General features: G+C 40.3%; 14 protein-coding genes. 7 read left to right on the top strand and 7 right to left on the bottom strand.

The window, feature by feature from the left end; all coding sequences use genetic code 11:
- Nucleotides 1-583 precede the first annotated feature (583 nt).
- Both Q4486_RS09640 and Q4486_RS09645 read left to right on the top strand, forming a co-directional pair.
- Nucleotides 584-991: a LexA family transcriptional regulator gene (locus Q4486_RS09640; protein WP_303519227.1), complete on the top strand. Its 408-nt coding sequence runs from the start codon at nt 584-586 to the stop codon at nt 989-991.
- Entirely contained in the window at nt 991-2253 is a 1263-nt protein-coding gene (locus tag Q4486_RS09645) for a Y-family DNA polymerase (RefSeq protein ID WP_303519228.1), read from the top strand. Before Q4486_RS09640 ends, Q4486_RS09645 begins: the two co-directional genes overlap by 1 nt.
- 439 nt (nt 2254-2692) lie before the next feature.
- Here the strand turns inward: Q4486_RS09645 and Q4486_RS09650 are convergent, their stop codons facing one another.
- Both Q4486_RS09650 and Q4486_RS09655 read right to left on the bottom strand, forming a co-directional pair.
- Nucleotides 2693-2845 (bottom strand): hypothetical protein, encoded by a 153-nt coding sequence (locus Q4486_RS09650; RefSeq protein WP_303519230.1) that lies wholly within the window; start codon nt 2843-2845, stop codon nt 2693-2695.
- Between the two features lie 211 nt (nt 2846-3056).
- Nucleotides 3057-4007, bottom strand: coding sequence for a viperin family antiviral radical SAM protein (locus Q4486_RS09655; protein WP_303519232.1), 951 nt, complete (start codon nt 4005-4007; stop codon nt 3057-3059).
- A 184-nt stretch (nt 4008-4191) separates the two neighbouring features.
- On the opposite strand from Q4486_RS09655, the gene Q4486_RS09660 reads away from it, so the two are divergent.
- Nucleotides 4192-6816 carry an ankyrin repeat domain-containing protein gene (locus Q4486_RS09660; RefSeq protein ID WP_303519233.1) on the top strand — a complete coding sequence of 875 codons (2625 nt, stop codon included), beginning with the start codon at nt 4192-4194 and terminating at the stop codon, nt 6814-6816.
- 786 nt (nt 6817-7602) lie between these two features.
- Here Q4486_RS09660 and Q4486_RS09665 read toward each other — a convergent pair.
- The 5 genes from Q4486_RS09665 to Q4486_RS09685 all read right to left on the bottom strand — a co-directional run bounded on the left by Q4486_RS09665 (nt 7603) and on the right by Q4486_RS09685 (nt 14072).
- Nucleotides 7603-9219: a hypothetical protein gene (locus Q4486_RS09665; protein WP_303519234.1), complete on the bottom strand. Its 1617-nt coding sequence runs from the start codon at nt 9217-9219 to the stop codon at nt 7603-7605.
- Between the two features lie 334 nt (nt 9220-9553).
- Nucleotides 9554-10504: a restriction endonuclease gene (locus Q4486_RS09670; RefSeq protein ID WP_303519235.1), complete on the bottom strand. Its 951-nt coding sequence runs from the start codon at nt 10502-10504 to the stop codon at nt 9554-9556.
- Between the two features lie 284 nt (nt 10505-10788).
- The gene (locus Q4486_RS09675; RefSeq protein WP_303519237.1) at nt 10789-12042 is read right to left on the bottom strand and encodes a serine hydrolase; all 1254 of its coding nucleotides are present in this window, start codon (nt 12040-12042) and stop codon (nt 10789-10791) included.
- 174 nt (nt 12043-12216) lie between these two features.
- On the bottom strand, nt 12217-12648 hold the full coding sequence (locus tag Q4486_RS09680; protein ID WP_303519239.1) for a TraR/DksA C4-type zinc finger protein: 432 nt from the start codon (nt 12646-12648) through the stop codon (nt 12217-12219).
- Between the two features lie 506 nt (nt 12649-13154).
- Nucleotides 13155-14072 carry a LysR family transcriptional regulator gene (locus tag Q4486_RS09685; protein ID WP_303519240.1) on the bottom strand — a complete coding sequence of 306 codons (918 nt, stop codon included), beginning with the start codon at nt 14070-14072 and terminating at the stop codon, nt 13155-13157.
- A gap of 90 nt (nt 14073-14162) precedes the next feature.
- On the opposite strand from Q4486_RS09685, the gene Q4486_RS09690 reads away from it, so the two are divergent.
- The 4 genes from Q4486_RS09690 (at nt 14163) to Q4486_RS09705 (ending at nt 20028) form a co-directional block, all read left to right on the top strand.
- Nucleotides 14163-14405: a hypothetical protein gene (locus tag Q4486_RS09690; protein WP_303417989.1), complete on the top strand. Its 243-nt coding sequence runs from the start codon at nt 14163-14165 to the stop codon at nt 14403-14405.
- 417 nt (nt 14406-14822) lie between these two features.
- A complete protein-coding gene (locus Q4486_RS09695; RefSeq protein WP_303519241.1) occupies nt 14823-17033 on the top strand; it encodes an EAL domain-containing protein in 2211 nt (736 codons plus the stop codon).
- Entirely contained in the window at nt 17030-18958 is a 1929-nt protein-coding gene (locus Q4486_RS09700; protein WP_303519242.1) for an ATP-binding protein, read from the top strand. The genes Q4486_RS09695 and Q4486_RS09700 overlap by 4 nt, the downstream gene beginning before the upstream one ends.
- A gap of 359 nt (nt 18959-19317) precedes the next feature.
- Nucleotides 19318-20028: a mobilization protein MobD gene (locus Q4486_RS09705; RefSeq protein WP_303519243.1), complete on the top strand. Its 711-nt coding sequence runs from the start codon at nt 19318-19320 to the stop codon at nt 20026-20028.
- Nucleotides 20029-20040: the final 12 nt, after the last annotated feature.

The following is a 20040-nucleotide window of genomic DNA, read 5'->3' on the forward strand; positions in this document are numbered from 1 at the left end:
ACCATAAGCTTTCATCTTGGCAGAAATCAACTGTTGACCTTGTTTTCAATAAACATCTGGCTGGTTCATTTGCTCAAAAACCGGATTTTCTTTTGACCATTCCCAGACATCAGCTGGAACAAGGAGTGCATCATGATTATTAGTCAGCCCCATCAATAAACCAGCTGGATCAAAATCATAAAAGCCAAGGTTCAGTGCAGGAGGATCAGTTTTCAGTTTATGCTAAGTTCATGGTCATTGAAGCAAGGAACGCTCTGGTTAAATACGTGGTTCAGCGTTTAAACCTTTGCCTAGATGAAAGTCAGCTTAAAAGCACTCCTGAAGCCAATCATCTGACAGTTAGGAATCAACCTGAAGCAATTACTCATCTGATTTCGACCTGAATACAAACCTACGAGGTTAGAAATGGTAAACGTTTCACGCAAAGAGCTTCATGAGCTTGTATGGAAAAAACTATCACTTCCTCCTACCTATTTTTAAAGACAACATAAAATACTTTCTAGATTTAATTATTAGTCAATTTATTGCATTCAACAATTCTTAGGATAGAATGGCTGTATATATGTACAGGTATTTTATTTATATGTTGAAATTCTTCCCCATAAAAGCCCAAGCAGGGATAACAGGTTTCGAGTCCCCTGCTACTGAATACGCCCAGCTAAGCTTAACGTTAGATCAGATCCTGATTGATCATCCGGCTGCAACCTATCTTGGCTTTGTTGAAGGTGACTCCATGACAGGTGTCGGCATTTTCCCTCATGATTTATTAGTTGTATCACGCGCAGAGGCTGTTAAATCGGGCGATATCATTGTTGCTACATTGAATGGGTGCTTCGTTTGTAAAATTGCTGATACAAAGGCTAGGAAGCTTCTCTCATCGGCCCCTGGTGCAAAAGACTATCAGATTAAAGATGGTGATCAGTTCATTGTTGAAGGTGTTGTCACTCGGTCTATTCGATTACATCGACCTCTTAACAGGGAGCTTAACTGATGTATGCCCTCTGCGATGTTAATTCTATGTATGCAAGCTGCGAGAAGATTTTTGATCCTTCAATCCGACATCGCCCTGTTGTAGTACTCACCAATAACGACGGTTGTATATGTGCTGCTTGCGGCATTGCAAAGAAGATGGGCATTGGAAAGAAGTTTGTACCTTACTTTCAAGTAAGAGAAGAGCTAAAAAAAGCTGGCGCAGTTATAAGAAGTTCGAATTATGAATTGTATGCCGATATGTCTCAACGGTTCATGGATACATGCACTCCTTTTGCCCCCTATAGTCACATCTACAGTATTGATGAATGCTTCCTCTTTTATGGTCAAAATTACCAGCCTGAAGAGGGTTGGTTTAGTCATGGTAAGAAGATCCGCAGGACGGTCTGGAAGCACGTAAGGCTTCCGATTGCTGTTGGAGTTGCACCGACACCCACATTGGCAAAAGCGGCCAATCACGCGGCGAAGCGTATTGAGGGGTTTAATGGCGTTGCTGTAATCGATAATGCCAATACTAGAAAGCATATTTTAAAGAATATGATGACCACCGATGTATGGGGTGTCGGTAGAAAGATTGGGAAAAGACTCAACGATATTGGGATTATCTCTGCTTGGGATCTTGCTCAAGCTCCTTCAGGGCTCATAAGAAAACAATTTAGCATCTTGCTAGAAAGCACCGTGCAGGAGCTTAATGGGGTCGTTAAGCTATCTTGGGATGATGTCAGATCTCCTAAGAAAGAGATATTTTCCACTCGTTCATTTGGCCAGCGAGTTAGCGATAAAACCCAACTTAAACAAGCAATCGTAACGCACGTGGAAATTGCAACCAGAAAGCTACGAAAACAACAAAGTTTGGCAAAGAATATTTTTGTCTTTGCGAGCAATTCTCCACACGATACAGCTCCTTACTTCAGACGGTCTTTAGTGCATACATTTCCCTCATACACGTCGGACTCTTCAGTGATTGCAAAGGTTTCTACTCAACTATTGGATTTAATCTATCGCCCTGGAATAAAGTTTTATAAATGTGGTGTAGGTTTATTGAACCTGTGTCCAGAGGAAACCTACCAGCCTGATCTATTTAACCCAACGAAAGATAATCATGAGCTTATGGCTTGCATGGATCTTATCAACTCTAAATACGGTAGAGATACTATCCACCTTGCTAGTGGAGGAGTTCAACAAACATTTGCTATGAGAAGGGATTATTTATCAAAGCAATATACTACCCAGCTGTGTGATTTACCTGTTATTTTTTGTTAAAAAACCAGAGTTTAGAGTTAGTTTCGTAGACTATTTTCAGCTCGATATGTGCTGAATATGCACCACTTGATGTATATTAGCTAATTCAGTAATAGATAGAACTCACCCTACGCGACTTCCCAAATGTCTTATCAATCACTACTTCATTGTTATTGGCCTGATATTCCCCCCACGGGATTCGACAAGCTGTTACTTGGCTTCCTCTAGCCCTCTCTAGTTCATCAAATCAAAGGGGCAGTCATTTATCAGTCGGGTCAGAGATGTTGAACTCAGATTAGAAAAAGTATCTCTCGCTACTAGCACTCTTAGCTTAAAAAGGGGCAAAAGCGAGTTAGAGCCGAATGCCCGCTTTGGCACGTTACCAACTGTCAGATTAGATTGAGTACTGTTAATCTAACCTGACAGATAAAGTTAAGACTTATTGACCAAATAATATTAATCAGTCATCATCCCAATCATCTTCAAAATCATCCTCCGATTGGCATCCACAATCGTCGATTGCACCACCGTAAAAGTCATTAACACCATCATCATCTTCCCACATATTCGTCGTACACAGGCAATGCTGGCATTGATAGTGATATTGCGTCATTTTCCTTTCCTCCTTTCTTGCCTACAATATTTCTTTGTCATTGATTCGACATAGTTACGAACACGAGAACCGCTGGGCGAAGTTGCAATACAAACCCTCCCTGAATTGTCTGGTGAAACCAACATGGCATGCTTTTTCCTTCTTTCGTATTTCCAGCCTTTTTTTAGAAGCCTTTTAATAAGTTGATTAAGATCTTTAGAACTACTGTATTTCACGCTGCAGCTCCTTGAATATTGTTTGGAATATACCTAGAACAAAACGCAGCACTTGAAAATTCGATTTGATTGAACGCTGAGGCAATCCCTTTTTCTAATATTGGATCGCTGTATAGGTATTCAGTTACACCTCGTTGAACGAGTGAGTTTTGGTAAAAACGACCATGCGGGTCGATCATCAGATAAGAGTCCTTCATGTCGAGGTTATCCTCGATATAGACTTGTGTATCAACGCTTTGATTTAGCTCTATGAAATCCTTAAATTGAGCATCAGATATTGTGAGATTGTGATTTATCACTGGAAGTACTCGGAGGATCTTCCATTTTTCGGGTTTTAAAATATTTACCAACCCTTTAAGGTCTTGGTTGCAGTTTGATTGATTAACAACAGTATTTATTTTGATTTTAATGCTGGGATTATACTGACGCGCTAGACGAACTATCTTGGCTAGACAACCTTCAGATAGCGAATTTCCTTTAGTGTCGACTCTTCCAATTAAATTATTTGTGTTTGATTGTGTGGTATCGACACTAATTCCAAGCATGCAAAGCTTCGGAGAAAGCCATTCAAGTGTTTCACTACTCAGAAAACTCCCATTAGTAATCAACGAGACTTTGAAACCCAGCTCTGAAGCGGTTTCAACAATATCTTTGAACCTGTCTCCGAGCAACATTGGTTCACCTCCTGCGAGGCTCAACCTAAGGCCCGACCAATGAAGGTCTTTAGTTAATGGATTTGCATCATTGGTAGAATCAAAATACTCTTTCAGGCTTTTAAGAAATTGATCCGTCTTGTTTTTGTTTCGCCAAATAGCAGAAGATTCTGCTGGTTTTATCCACGATGCATAACAGTATTTACATCGATAATTACATGCTTCTGTGAGATGCCAGTTGACTACTAGTTCAGAAACGCGATGATGTTCTGACTGTTTGAGTATTTCGTTCATTCCTTTTCCTCTTTAATTTTTTTAGGAGAAGAAATTTAGGAGAAACCACCAAATTTATTAACGAAAATATCCGTACACCCCCCTATCCTAATTTTGAAACTAGGGTTGTACGGATTGTTTCGTTAAGAAAATAAAGGCCAAGCGCTACATTGACGTAGCAGTTAACAGTAAAGGAGTTACAGCAATGGCTACCCTGCCATCATTTGAATCATTCTTATTTAATGCATATCAGTCATTGGGGCTTAATAGTCAGGAGTCAGCAACAAATCGGGATCAAATAACTCGATTTCTAGAGCGTAAGAAGCTATCTGTAGACAAATACACCGAACGATATTCGGATCTAATAAAGGGATTACTTTCTTTATTAGACTGCGAATCAGATGAAAATCTGGTGGATGACTTGATATGTTCGGCTACTGAAATACAAATTGGCTCAAACAATTTAGAAAACCGCGTATGGACATTTGATGCGAGTAGCGAACAAGTTCTATGGAACTCGCTAGCTATCTACTATGTACCTTGGTTAGCGAGAAAAAGTGCGTTCTGGCATTTAGATACCCCATTTCCAAAAGATATGCCTGGCGGGGTTCTGTGGTTCCTTCCACACGTTGAAGGCAACAAGCTTATTCTACCTGTTGCAAATGCAGCAAGATGGCTTCTGGATGAGATCGGAGTTACTAGCCCAGTAAGCCTGGAGAGGGACTTATCAAATAATGAGGAAATGGCTGAAAAGCATGTATCGAACTTTATCCGAGATATAGAGAACTGGTTAAGCGGCAAAAATCTTTCAGTTGAGTCTATCGAGACGTATTTTGCCGATGCTGCAAAGTCTCCACTTAAAGGCCTGCTTAATGCTAGAGATGATCTTAACTGGGAGACTGTAAGGCGTAGATTCTTAATCGCAAGGCTTGCTCAGTATAGCTACCAGAAACTTGTGACTGAATTAAAGATTGATAGGTATAAAGTATCTACTGATCTATCAGAAAATAAAGCGCTACAACTTACCCAGTTATTTCGAAATATATTTGAGTGGACTATCCAATCCTACGATAAAACCAAAGCGTTTCGTAGTCACGAGAAAGCTGATGAGTCATTCTTAGAAAAACTATCATCACATCCAAGAGCATTTGAGCTTCAGAGTCTAGATGCCAGCTTGGGAGAATCTCATATTGAATTTATCTCAGAGTTAATGACTGAAATGTTCAAAGGGTGTGTGTATGGCTCAGAATTACGTGATATTGAGCACTGGAATGAGCCCTCAAAACAACGTATCTCATCAGACACTGAACAGTTACAGAGTACAATTGAAACCCGAAGAGAAGACTTTCATAGCACCTATGCTCTGTATATGAATGACGGTCTCCTACCTGATATCAAACAAGGCGGTTCCTTACAGTCTCTGCTTTATCTATTGAGGCAGCCGGAAATTCCTTGGAAAGCTAAGCATTTTATTCTTAAACAGATCAGGAAGCTTAAACTCAGTGGCTTTGATGAGATGTATGCAATCAACGAGGAGCTGGCTTTATATCTTAATGATCACGCGCAAAAAAATCGCAAAGAAACCATCCTACGAGTTGATGAATTACTTGCAAGAGCTGAAGCTCATAAATTGGGTCATATTTTTAAAGCTTTGACCCTGCAATACAAAGCCAAGCACCTTTTATCGTTGAATATAATTGATGAAGATGAAAACAACGAAGACGGCGCAATTACTTTGTTTGAGCGTGCGCTTGTCGCTTGTGATGAGAGAAATTACGGACCGCTTAAAGGTGAAATATCCCGAGATTTACTAGCTACAAAGATATTCAATACTGCCCTACATCCCAATGATAGAAGGCTTTATCTGAATATAATCTTTGGAAATATCATCGAAAATCATGATTCAAAAAATCATGGACAGGACTTATTAGATCAAATAAAAAACGCATCTCAAGCCATTGCATTTGAAGATATCGCAGCCATGTCAGCTGAATACTTTTGGGAAAATCTATATGCCCCTTACGCAGGCTTAAGACCAATCAAGCCTGGTATAAGTGATGCCGTTCCCCTAATGGCTTCTATTATGAAAATGATTTTTGATAATGATTGGGATGGATTAAAAACATGGATCAGACAGAATAAAGATAAGGTCTTTCGAAGACTTAACGATGTCAGAGGTCAAACAATATTGATATTAATGATCAATGCTAGGCATGGATTATTAAACGGTTATAAGGAAGGCATTAGATATGGTGTTATTGATGCTGAAAAGGTAACTACATTCGAAGCTCAGCTGGATAAAGCAATAGAAATATTAGTCAATATCGCGACGAAAAGATATGTAGAGATGAATGACTACAAATATCAAACTCCTCTTATGCTGGCTTGTGATGGAGGCTTATCAACAGTTGTATCATCACTACTAGCGAAGAAAAATCTAAGAATTGATCAACAAGACTTTAACAAACGTACAGCTTTAACAGCAGCAATATCTTCGGGTTCAGATGCCTGTTTCACCATGCTTCTCGAAGCAAATGCTAATCCGACCATATGTACAATGGAAGGTATGAATGCTCTGCACACAGCTGCTAGATTGGGGCGTTTTAAGATGGTTGAGCAACTAGTACGGAGCCATCCTCAGCTATCAGGTTCTAGCGACAAGTTAGGGTTGAGCCCTCTTGATTATGCAGCTGGAGTTGTAAACAACATGGGATATGACAAATGGAAAACAATTCTTAAGAGTCAGCACGGTAGAGATATCGGAACTGAAGATGAATACAAGAGTATCATAAAACTGCTTAGCGAACTGAAGGATCTTGATGCAGCATAGCTGAAAAGCGTGTTTGTTACAGTTATAGGGGTAGATGAATTAGCTCAGACTAGATCTGACGCATCATCTTGAAAAAGAGAGAGTTACCCGTTTTGATAAAGGTGTCGAATCTTAAATCAAAACAAAAGGTAACTCTCAAGATCCATACTAACAATCCAATCATTAAACACAAAGCTGGCTTGCTGAATTTGGCAGAAGAGCTAGAGATAACGGTTGCCAAGTTTAGCGTTATACGTAAAGGCTTGCCGATTCCGAGTATTTGATATATCCCTTATAAAAACTTTAGCGTTATGTGTACAGACTGTTTAGATTACTACCTACAATCAATGACTTATAAATCCTTTTTTTTTAGCGTTATGTGTCAGCGTCCATTTGTATTTAGGCATTAAAAATGAAACCGTGGGATAAGGTGAAAGTCTGCTGCATGCCCCATTACTACAGATACTGAGTGTTATTAGGCATTAAAAATGAAAGCTTAGGTATTAAAGTGAAAGTTGTATCTCATACCTGAAACCTTTCTCGCCAGCAGGCTTCTGAGTAATCACCTAGAAGCATAAGTTTTAAATTAATGTTGATAGATTTGAGTTTCGTGCGGAGAGCTTCGAAGAATTCTATTTCGAGGGTAAAGTGTCGTAAAGAGCAACCTAGCGCTCAGCTGCCATGTATAAATTCCAAACATATTTTACAAATGCGTTTTTATGACTGGGTGTAATTAAAGCACTAGTCCAAATTTGGAATGTCCTAATCTACCCTCAAATATCAGGCTATGTACAACTTGTACATCGGTTATTCTATGACTTCCAAGTATTTAAGGAGAAGGTGCTGTTTTTGCGAATATTCTTGCATGCCTGCTAGACCTTTGTATCGCCAATATGATTCACTTCTACCGACCACTTCTCCGAGTTTTTTGAAAAGATGCTCTTGCTTTTTTTTGATGTAAGCAGTTCCAATTGAACCTCTTTTGACTAATGCATTTTCTTTGACAAACTCAATTATATGCTGACGCATATCGAATTTACCCGTCGCACCGTTTTTATCTGCTTGAACACAGAATTCTAAAAAAGCCGATAGGTTGCATTCGCTATCTCGACATATTTTCATAATGCCTTCGAATTCATCAATAGCTGTAAAATATATGTTTTCAATAGGAATATGGTCACCGTATTTCTCCATCAATTTCTCATGAAGTGTAGGATCAACTAAATCATTCAATCGTTTACCATTAGATATATAGAATTCTAGATGAGTAACAACTAAGGCATAGCAGCGTTCTTTTTTAGGAATTTCTATTTCACCAATTTCTTTGAGTGTCGATGCACAACCAAAAGCCTGTTGCACGCCATGTGTAAAGCTGCTCGATAGCTTATCCTTAAGTATTCGTGAATTATCAGAAACCTGCACTTTTGGATGTGGTTCTATTCCTTTGGCATCAATGAAAATGACTGCATCTTCTTCCTTTATCAGATAATCAACAACCTTATTTCCTTGCTGGTTATACTTTTTGTAAAGATCATTCAGCACATCTTCAGGTATAAAAGTTGATCCTGATTCATCTAGTACTGTACCTACATATTTTTCAAATATAGGGGTGAATTTATCTTTAAAGCGCTGAGAGTCTCGTGCTTTAAAGTCCATCAACACAAATTCAGATATTGCCTTCGTCAAAAGTGAATGATGTGGTGTAGTTATGTAATCACTTAACATAAATACGGGTTTCTTGATGAGGGCTGTGGGTGCAAAGTATGCATCGATCGAAACAGATTGCTCAGATAGTGGATATAAATAAGCCTCAAGCTGCTTAAGGTTTACACTAATCAATTTAAAAAATTTTGATACCTTTTCAATATCAAAGAAAGGTGTTAATTCAATAATTATACGCTGATATGGAATGGCGTAATTGTTCTCGTCGAACTTAATCATTAGCCACAGGCTCAATACGTAGAACTCTTCGAGAGTCAGTTTATTAACCTTTTCAAATTGTTCTTCGAACCATGTACTACCCTCCTCCTCCTCCTCGCTCGTGGTTAGAGCATGTAGCCTTGTCAAACGATACAAGCGAACAACTCTACTTTGTTGTGGCCAATGCTGTGCAGAAAGCATTTTTCTTAGAATAAGCTCATAGTGAACATGATCTCGAAAAGGAGCAGCTATGCTTTGTAAGTGAAATATTTTGTCCAGAATGCAACCAACATCTTCCTTGCTTGCCTCTCTAGCCCATTCAAACTCTTCTACCTGATATAACCATTCAATCAGAAGGTGTGCTATGTACGGCATTTTCCTAGCTGCATCTAAACCATTTTCTTCAGGTTGATGTAGGTAGTTAAGAATATGTTTTAAAACAGACCTTTTCTGAAAGCATGATAATCGCGCTCTAATCGATTTAGCCCTATCCGTGTAGCTCACAATCCCTACTCCTATAGATCAGTATCGCATTACACTTAAATTCTGCGTGCATTTGTACGTATGTTATCTGTAACGCATATTCACAGACTTTTGATTTGCTCGGTCGTATCCACTATAAGAATATATAAATCTTCATTCTAAGCTGGTTGATATTCATTTGTAGTCTCTACTTGTGGCAGGATTAGCTCTTCCATTCCTGAATAATGTTCAGGGTCGATAACTGCAAGTCGTGTTTGAGCAAATTTTGTATTCATTTCTGTTGTTCATGGTGCTGTTACATCTTGGGCATATCCGCTCTTTGTTATGACACATAGGGTAATTACTACACCCCATATTAGCTGATCTTTGAGTCGTTCTGCATTCCATCCCAGAAATCAGAATCCATCTCTTTGATTTCGATATGTTGCTTAGTTTGCATTCCAAGGCTGTAGTCATACATATACTTAGCCAATTGCTCACCATTGATCAAAACCAAATTGGTGGTACCGTTTAGACTCTCGGCATAAGCAATTGCACCAGCACTGTATGATGAGGTTGTGATGAATACACCTTTATTAGATTGAGCGACGGCCAGAGCGCCAACAAACTTCTGAACCTCCTCACGTCCTACCGTGTTGCTTCTTGCATAACGTTTAGCTTGGATATGTATTTTTCCTAGCCCAAGGATGTCTTCTTTAATAATCCCGTCTATACCACCATCATTTGAGGCCTGTGTGACCGTTCCTGCGTTTTTTACTTCTCCGCCATAGCCCATACGCTCCAGAAGCTTAACCACAAGGCCTTCAAACTCTGACGGTGTCTTACTCAGTACGGTGTCTATGATCTGGTCATAAGTGGACTGACGGATGCTCTTATACGCTGTATTCAACATCTCCTGCGGGGTTTGATTGCTCGTAGGCAGTAATTCAGTCCTGTCGTCATCAAACCCCTGCTCTATTTTTATCGCTTTTTGCTCAGCGGTTCTCAGTGCCATTTGTGCTTTAACAAACTGCTGAATCTCTTCGGAGCTTTTATCAAGAAACTTCTGGGCGGTATCTGTTATTTTGTACACACCTCTGCGCGGCCTTTCTGTAAGCCCACTGTTCGTCAGATAGCTTAGCGCCCAACTGATTCTATCCAGAAATACCGTACCGTTACCTGAATCGTACTCCTGAGCGATCTCGTCATCAGATAAACCAAATTCAATAGCCAGAGGCTGCTCCAGCTCCCTGAATTTCTGCTCTCCATGCTCCGCAAGATAACGCAGAACGTTGGGCATGATTTCGTTGTATTTAGGGATAGACATAGCTTTTCCGTAAGTTCTTCTTGTTTTTAGTGGCTTTAAGAAGATAGTCTAACTTTATAATATTTAAGATTAAATAACTTTTGAGGTGGCAATTTAAATTATCAATTTACCAATAAGCAAATCGGAGACCTTTTACGTTGTCGCTTGAAGGTTTGTGTGGGGGTACGCTAAATACTTTTTCGTGGGTCAAAAGTGTCTTTAATAACCACGTAGCACACGCTCGCTATTTTGTGACTGTCACTGAATTTTATTTACCCCAGAGCTAATAATTAGTAGTCGTTTAATCAAAGCACATTAGTGAAATTATGCTTCTGGGCAATACCTTGATAAACGATGTTGGATACGTCCCGTATCACTTCGGCTCGATCGCGTATCCAGGTGGTATAGTTACGCGCTTTTTCTTGCTTTTCGATAATGCCAATAAGGATATAGGGGTAGCGTTTCCCATCAGGTCCCTTCACGTTCAAGATTCCCATGTCGGCGCATAATCGAGCAGTATTTCCGGTCTTGTTGAATACCTGAGTACCCACCGGTACTGATTCGGCACCGGTGTAGATTCGGTCTGTACCAGGTAAAGACATAAGACGCTTTATCTCTCGGGCACCAGCGATATTATCGTTCCATAAAGCATACAGAAAGCGACTATAGTCATGAACTGAGGCCTTGTTGCGGTAGGTCTTTCCGCCTGCAGGAATGTATTCGACGATACTGGTGGCGCGGAATATACCGGGATAATTTTTTTTGAGTATTCGTTGTACCGCCTTCAGACCACCCACTTGCTTAATAACCCAGTTGGTGGAAGCGTTGTTAGAACGGTGGATCATCCGCTCCATATGGCGTCGACTTTTTGGCCCGTAGATTAGATCTTTTTGTTTAACTTGATGAAAGAAAGCTGCAGCAATAAAGGGTTTGATCAGGCTAGCGGATTGGAATTGAAGCTCCTCGTTGATGGTGACCAGTTTTTCTCCGTTAGTGAAGTCGTATACTGACCAGCCTGTGCGTTCGTCCTTACTTATTCGCCCTCTTTGCCGAAGGTCTTTGATATAGGTTTCCACAGCAACCTCTAGGTCGTGGATTGCTTGGGACTTTTTAGTCGAAGAACTGGTTGGTTTGGCAACGGTGTTTGATCGTTCAGAGTTTTTTGCGAATACAGTTTGTTTTTTGGTTTTCGTTAAGTTGCGATCGGTTGTTGCTAAGACCCAATCCTTCGACAGTACCGGAGCGGATGCATCTAACCCTTTTTTGTTGAGTAATTGACTATGCACACGGGCTACCCGTACCGCACCTGTACTGTTTCCATGACGTAGATAAATGACCCCATGCAAACCATTATCGACTACAACGCGCAAGTGTCTAGCTACCGCAGGTCCGAGAATTCGCGCTACATTGTCATGATACTTCTGCACAGCGGCAGCATCTTTGCTCCAAACGTAAGAGACATCATAAAACGCATCAGTGGTCGAACTTGGCTCGGCAAGTACAGGGGTACTCAGAACAACAAACAGGGCAATAAATAGTCTGGCAAGTCGACAAAGCATTGGTAAATCCTTATTGGGCAAAACTCTTGAATCTTTACCCGTTTTCGGAGCTCTAATAATAGTATCTTGAGTCCAATAAATATTATGAATAACCGGTCACTAATGTGGCCTGATAAGCTACATCGCTTTTGGTTTTGGTTTTCTTAAATTCCACTAAGCCTATTATTGCAGAATCTAATCTCGGTAAACACGTTCCTTTAATTCCCTATCGGCTTTGATGTCTGCGCAGTATTCAGCAGTCGGTCTTGCTAAAAGGCGTGGAATGCCTATAGGTTCATCCGACTCCAGACAGTAGCCATAGGTGCCTAGGCGTATGCGCTCCAATGATTGGATGATTTTAGGCAGCAGCTTTTGTTCTCGATCCAAAATCCGCAATGAAGTACTACACTCTTCCTCCCAAGATGCCCGATCACTATCATCGTTAAGTTCAGGGGGACTAGCCATTTTGTTCTTAGCCTCTTGGATTCTTCCACTGATAGATTCATGAAGCTGTATTAACCGACTTCTAAAATATTCGAGTTGTTCTGTGTTCATATAGTCTGATTTCGGGGCCTTTAAGATCTGTTCTTCCTTTAAGACGCATTGATCTTTCTGCGAAGTGCTCATGATTTTTCCCTCCAACAAGGTACAGGCGTGCTCAATACTGAGCAATAATTTTTACCTTTGAGGACCTTGCCGTTCGTCAACAAGTTGTTGTCGAAGGCGCAGGTTATAGCTCGATCTAAATACTGCCCAAGGAAAACAAACTCTTGGCACATAGCAGGTACTCGACTCATAGCAGTAAGAACTCCGGCCCAATAGAATTTAAAGGTAGGGCAACTTTCAATGATGTTATTACATAACATCTTTAATGCAAGTTTAATTTGTTTTGAAAACAAGTAACGGTAATTCTGTTAATATCGCTTAGGATACGAAAGCATAGATCTTCGACGACCCGAAGGGTGAGTGTAGCGAATAATACCCTCCAAACGCGCCACTTTCCCCTATCCTCTTACTAAGCTAATCAAACGGGTTAATGACAACGGCTCGTTTGATCTATTTACTCTTAGTTATCGACGCATTACGAATGTTAATTTAAGCGCAAGGCTGGAAAGTTATAGGTAGGAAGATCATTAAAGAGCGTTATTAGAAAATAGCGATAATAGATCTGCGGGTTGATCTAGGCGCTCTAAAATCATGTTTCTGAAAGCGGCCAGTCGGGCTGGGACTAATTTTTGATCGGCCCATACCATATAGACTATACCTGATTCGCATTGAATCTCTGGCAGCAAGAGCAACTCTCCTCGTTCTAAATATGGCTGTAAGGCGGCTTTAGGCGCCATGCAGATACCTATGCCTGAACAAGCTGCTTGTATGCATAGGCGCAGGCTATTTATGGAGTATTTAGGTTTTACGGGGATGCGGATTATTTTGTTTTGTTGCTTAAACTCCCAAAATTGCATGGTATTACCCATAAGCAGGTGATGTTTTAAAAGATCTTCTGGGGTTACGGGAGTGCCTTTTTTATCTAAGTAACTGGGAGCCGCCGCGAGTGATAAATCTATATTAAATAAACGCCGTTGAACTAAGTTTGGAGCCTGAGCTGGTCGTGTGACAATGGCTAAGTCGATCTGATCGTCGAAAAAATGGTCTATATCAGATGAAAATAGTATATGAATATTAACGCCTGAATTCTGCTCCATAAATTCGATAGCGGTTTGCTGTAGGAATATTTCAGCGAAAGTTTCAGGGCAGGAAACGTGAATATCGCCCACCAATTTAGGTTGTTTGTCTGAGAGCTTTTCCCATTCAGTATCTAGCTGCTTATAAAGGGATGAGAATTTTTGATAATAGATATCGCCAGCTTTTGTAAGCTGGAATTGCTTAGCATTGCGATGAATTAATTTTTCGCCCAAGGTCTCTTCTAATTGGGCTACCGCTCTTGAAAGCGTAGGCGCAGATACTTTGGTGTTGATGCTTGCTGCTGCAAATCCACCTGATTCTACTGACTGACAAAACCAGTAGATGTTGGTCATATCTTTAGCTTTCATATATGCATGCTTACCTTGCAATATTGCCTGTTTTTGAACGACCGTTCCGATGATAGAGTTTACTTGTGAATTAAACAACTAGGTTTAAAAATGAAGAAGCTTCCTAATAAATTCCAAGTACCTTTAGTTATGTCCATTATGGTACCGACTATGCTGCTTGGTATGCCGGCAATTGTGGTTTATCGAAATGCCACAGCGGATTCAGTTTTGTTTGATGAGTGGATAGCAACGGTTAGCCAAACGCTTCCCCTCGCCTTGTTGTTATTTTTTAGTGTGGGCTCTCTTGCTCGTTTAGTCGTAACTAAGTTCTTAGTTGAACCTAAAGAACACTAATGGACTGTGCTGGGAAACTTAACGGCTTTTACTATTATTGCCTTACTATGTAAGACATCTTGCTGACCTATTTAGTTGGGAAAAATACCTGATTTTAGGTAGCTAATTTTATTGTTCCGAAAATGGTTGGTAACCTATTTTCATGCAGGTGATATTAATCTCTTTTCGTGACTTCCTGTTTACATTTTTTACTGGTTTTATAGGCCTACCTGTTATAGCTCTTTATGTTCCCCCTTACTTTAATGGAACAGATATTCATAAATCCTAAGCTTTTTTTGGTTTATGAATTAGTTGTAATCTACTGATTTTAAAATATAAAAATATAGAATAAACAGTCCTGCTTTTTTGTGATTTCCATTGCTTATTTATAATATTAATCTAAGCTTCTATGATAATGACTAGAGCAAAGGATTCTTTATGTCAGAGTTAGAATTGTTTCATTTTTCTGAAAGTTCTATTGTTGATAAAGCGGCTGCAGCACCATGGAAAGTGCTTAGTGTTGAAGATGATCTCACTTATCAGGCATCACTGGTTTACAGCCTACAAGATTTAGTTGTTTATGAACGTCCCGTCCAAATATTAACTGCAAATTCAGTGAGTGAAGCTGCTGATGTTATCTCCCGCAATAGTGATATTAGCGTTATCTTACTAGATGTAGTTATGGAAGAAGATGATGCAGGTTTAAGACTTGCGAGCACGATTCGCGAGGTTTTAGGTAATTCAGCGGTGCGTATTATCTTGGTCACGGGCCAACCGGGCATGGCTCCCCGCCATGAAGTAATGGCTAAGTATGATATAGATGAATATTGGAATAAATCAGACTTAGCTCGGGATACCCTGCATACGGTTGTGAGTAGCCATATTCGCACTTGGCGCTATCTCTCCGAGCTTATTCAAGCTAAGCAAGGACTACAGATGGTTGTTGATGCCGCACGAAGCATCAGCAGCAAGCAAAACCTAGTAAGCTTTACCGAAACTGTGCTCAATGAGATTGAGCGTATTATTGGTATCAAACAAGGTGGTATTGTTTGCTTTGCCTATAAAGGTGGAGATTTCTCACCGGAGGCGCGTATATTGGCCGCGAGTGGTATCTACAGTGGTTCTACAAAAAAAACATTATCAGATCTTCAACTAGCTACTTATTACCCTGCTTTTATTGCCGCAACGGAACAGCGCAGTCATCTTTTTGATGATGACTTTACGGTATTACATTTTGATACGCCTCAAATAGATGAAACTCACTATATATTATTGGTTAACTCTAACCATAAGCTAACAGATAGCCATATCAATTTACTACAAGTGTTTAGTGAAAATATCAACAGCGGTTTTACGGCTGTTGCACTGGTTAACCGTCTATCTGATTTGGCTTATCGTGATCAAGTGCTTAAATCCTACAATCGAAATTGGCTCTTGCGTGAACTATCTACCATGCCTGCGGAGGAAAAAGACGAAAGCAGTTTGATTATCCTCGTTGTTAATGACTTTACAGGCATGATGGTGACTTTTGGTGAGCGATATTGTGAAAAGCTGTTGTCGGCTTTACTGGTCAATATTTGTGATTTACATCCGAATAATTTGATCGCCCGTACTGGAGATTTTACCTTTGCGATCCTGCTTAACAAAGAAAGTATGCTGACAGAGGAGCAGTTACTTAACATCATTGATCAGCGGTTGATGTTGAACCATACGGTTCATCGCTTAAGGTTAACGGTTGCTAGGGTTAATTTAAATCTACTTATGGAGTGTAAAGCTGAACAGATACTGCAGTTATCTGAATCAACTGCCAATATGGCTCGCCTCAAAGGCCAGCGGATTATCGATTATGAACCAGACATTATGCTATCCATCACCGCTAGTCATCATCTATTGATGGATTTGCACAGCGCTATAGATAATCATGAATTTTTTATTGTTTTACAACCCAAAGTAAACATGACAACGGGGGCTACCGTCGGTTTTGAAGCATTATTGCGCTGGAGAAAACCGGATGGGCAGATCATATCCCCCACTCGGTTTATTCCACTCGCGGAAACCGCAGGTTTAATTAGTCATCTTGATATTGAGGCTGCCCGCCACACAATTGAAGCGGCGACCTCTCTTCAAAAGGCAGGGTTTAACCTTCCGATTTCGTTTAATGCCAGTTGTGCGGATCTGAATCACAAAGATTATATTGAGTCCTTGCTAAATATGATCGTTCAAAGTGGCCTGGATGGGCAGATGCTTGAGATAGAGGTAACAGAGTCTCAGGCCATGCAAAATTATGAATATATTAATCCCGTACTAAAGCAGTTTTCCGATCGAGGAATAGGCGTTAGCATTGACGATTTTGGTACAGGTTATTCATCTTTAGCCCATGTTGCTAATTTAAAGGCAACCACACTTAAAATTGATAAAAGCTTTATCGATCATTTAGGAGAAAGCGCGGCGGGTAACCATGTTGTCGATATGGTGTTACATCTAGGTAAAAAATTTGGGTTTGTCATTATCGCGGAAGGTGTAGAAACTGAAATTCAGCGTCAGCATTTAGTGAATAGAGGATGCCATATTGCACAGGGCTATCTGTTTTCTAAGCCTATGCCTGTTAGTAATGTCGTTGAATGGTTACAAGTGCAGCCTAAAATATGAACTGGCGCCGTCAAAAGATAGATTCTGCCCATAAAAATGGCGTGGATGAAGATATCCAAAAGTTTAAGCGTAAGTACTTAGTTTTTGGTGCAGTTATTATTTTATTAGCGGTTTTAAGCGGTGTCATGCTCTATAACAGCATTAAAGGCGAGCGAATTACGCAGTTACGGGAGCGACACGAGGAGCAAATCACTTTAGCTGCTATTGATATAAACCGAGAGCTTGGAGATATAGGGAATACTGTACGGCTGTTATCGACAGATAGTGATATTTTAAGCAGTTTATCTCCGTTTAATCAGCTTAATACCCTTCGCTTAAAAACTATTTTTAAGCAGTTTGGCCGAGCTATTGATAATCTTTTACAGATACGCTGGCTGGATGACACAGGGCACGAGCAGGTGCGTATTAATATTGTCGATGGAAAGGTGCACGCAGAACCTGCAGAGATGCTCCAAGATAAAAGTAATCGTTATTACTTCCAGAACGCGATGAAGGTATTTCCGCCTGAAATTTATATTTCGCCGATCGATCTAAATATCGAACACGGTGAGATTGTAAAACCCCTACAACCTGTATTTAGAATAGGTCTTCAAACCACTGCAACAAAGGGCATGCGGCGCGGTTTGTTAATGATCAATTATGATTTGACTCATCTAATTAAAAAAATCCGCTCATTAAGTTCAGGTGAGACGGAAGTAATGTGGGTTGATGCTTGGGGAAACTGGCTGCTCCATCCTGACCCCTCATTGGAATGGGGGGCCATTTTAGGGAAGTCTAAAAATTCTCTAACGCAGTTGGACCCCCTACTCTGGGCCAAAATAAACAGCGGGGAAAACCAGATCATAATGCCTCATAACGGAGAGCTTATTAGTACTCGCCACATAGCTCTCTCTTTTACAGAAGCACCTACTGTTGCTGAAAGTATCTATATGCTCGTCCGTACGCCTAAAAAGGTTATGGAAGAGATTGAATGGAGTGCAATAAAACCTACATTATTATTGGTGATAGGTATTCTTTTGATTGGGGGGAGGATCTTATGGCGCGATTACACTATGCAGCAAAGCTTGCAAAAGATGACGCTGAGGCTAGCCTGTGAAAAAAATGAGTTAAAATTCCTTAATAGCGAACTCGACAATGCTCTATCTAAACAACAATTATTGCAAAATGAGCTAGTCGAAACACGTAAACTCTCTTCTCTAGGCATGATGGTCGCTGGCGTAGCCCATGAACTTAACACCCCGATTGGAGGCGCTATTATGGCAGAGTCAACTTTGCAGAGTTCACACGATTCACTTAAAAAAGCCCTAGATGAGGGGCTTAGCCGTCAAGCGTTTGATAACTATATTAGTAATACAGAGGAAGGGTTAAAGCTAGTCGAAAGTAATCTTACCCGAGCCGCAGCTTTAGTTAAGAGCTTTAAGCGCTTAGCGTTAGATCGTGCTAATGATGAAATTGTTTCGTTTAATCTTGATCAGGTGGTTAGTGATCTGATCTATACTTTAACGCCTAAGTTGAAAAATTCAGGTACGCGTATTGTTAATGAGGTTAATACGGAACTAATGCTTGCCGGCTACCCTGGTATTGTGTCTCAGATATTACAAAACCTCATTATCAACGCCCTTACTTACGGTACTGAGGGTATGCAGCAAGGCGAGATTATCGTGCAGGCAGAATTAAATGAAGAGTGGGTTGTGCTGTCTGTTAGCGATAATGGCAAAGGGATTCCTCCCGAGTTAAGGGAGAGCTTATTTGATCCTTTTGTGACTAGTGGTCGAGGTCTTGGACACACTGGGTTGGGGTTACATTTAGTTCACCAGTGGGTCACAAATCTTATGCATGGCCAAATTAAAATGGAAGCACTCTCTAGGGGAGGTACTCGCTTTGTTATTTATCTTCCTAAAAACATTCAAAGTAGCCAGAGTTAAACAGCGATGCCAGTGTGGTTGTTTTTTATATCTGCAGTTAACTTGTAACTGTAATTAATTGATAAAAAACATCATTTCAATCTGGGCTTGTTGTAAAAGTTTAGTTTTTTATCTCTGTAGCTCTGTTTAATAAAACACCAATAATCTATGGTTACTCTAGTGTATTTGAGCAGCGTGATACTTGACCCATTTGAGTGCATCTAATTTTGTTTTCTGCGCCATAAAAAAGCGTTTAAGCAGAGTAGATAACGGTAAGTTAAGGGTTTAACTAATAAAACAGGCTTTCGTTGCTTGGCCTAATGCTTGCTAATATTTACTCATAAATAATGACTTAAAGTCCCTTTAAAGGAATAGCTAGAATGAGCACGATTCATTTTGTAGGCGGTGAAAAAGGTGGCGTAGGAAAATCAGTTCTTTCCCGCACCTTGTCGCAGTATTTTCTTGATAACGATTTAGCTTATATAGGTTTAGATGCAGACCAATCCCATCCTACGTTAACCCGTTATTACGACGGTTACACCCGCCCTATCAATCTTGATCTATTTGAAAGTATCGACACGATCATGGAGATCGCTATGGAGCAGGATGTCCATCTGTTGATCGACCTACCGGCGCAAAGCCAGCGTTTTTTGGAGCGCTGGTTTGAGGAGAGTGATGTTTTATCCCTTTGCTCTGAAGTAGGTATCGACTTAGTGTATTGGTATACCGTGGATGGTGGCCCTGACTCTATTAACTTGTTAGATCGTTTTCTGGCTAAATACAGCTCACAATTAAACTGCATAGTCGTTAAAAATTACGGCTGTGGTAATGATTTTAGCGGTATCGAAGCGTTAGCTCATTTTAATGCTGACCCACTTAAAGTCCCTGTACTACGTCAAATGTCCCTACCCGCGCTGCATGAGTCAACGATTAATAAGATCGATAAATTAGGGTTAAGTTTCTGGGGAGCGATTAATGTTAAAGACAGTGAGTCTAAGCACCTTAGCCTAATGGAGCGACAGCGTAGTAAGGTTTGGCTTAAAAAGAGCCATGCAGCTATTAAAGAGGTTTTAACAGGTATTAGTAATTAGACCTCTCTCTAG

Source organism: Neptuniibacter sp. 2_MG-2023 (genome assembly GCF_030547495.1).
GTDB lineage: Bacteria > Pseudomonadota > Gammaproteobacteria > Pseudomonadales > Balneatricaceae > Neptuniibacter.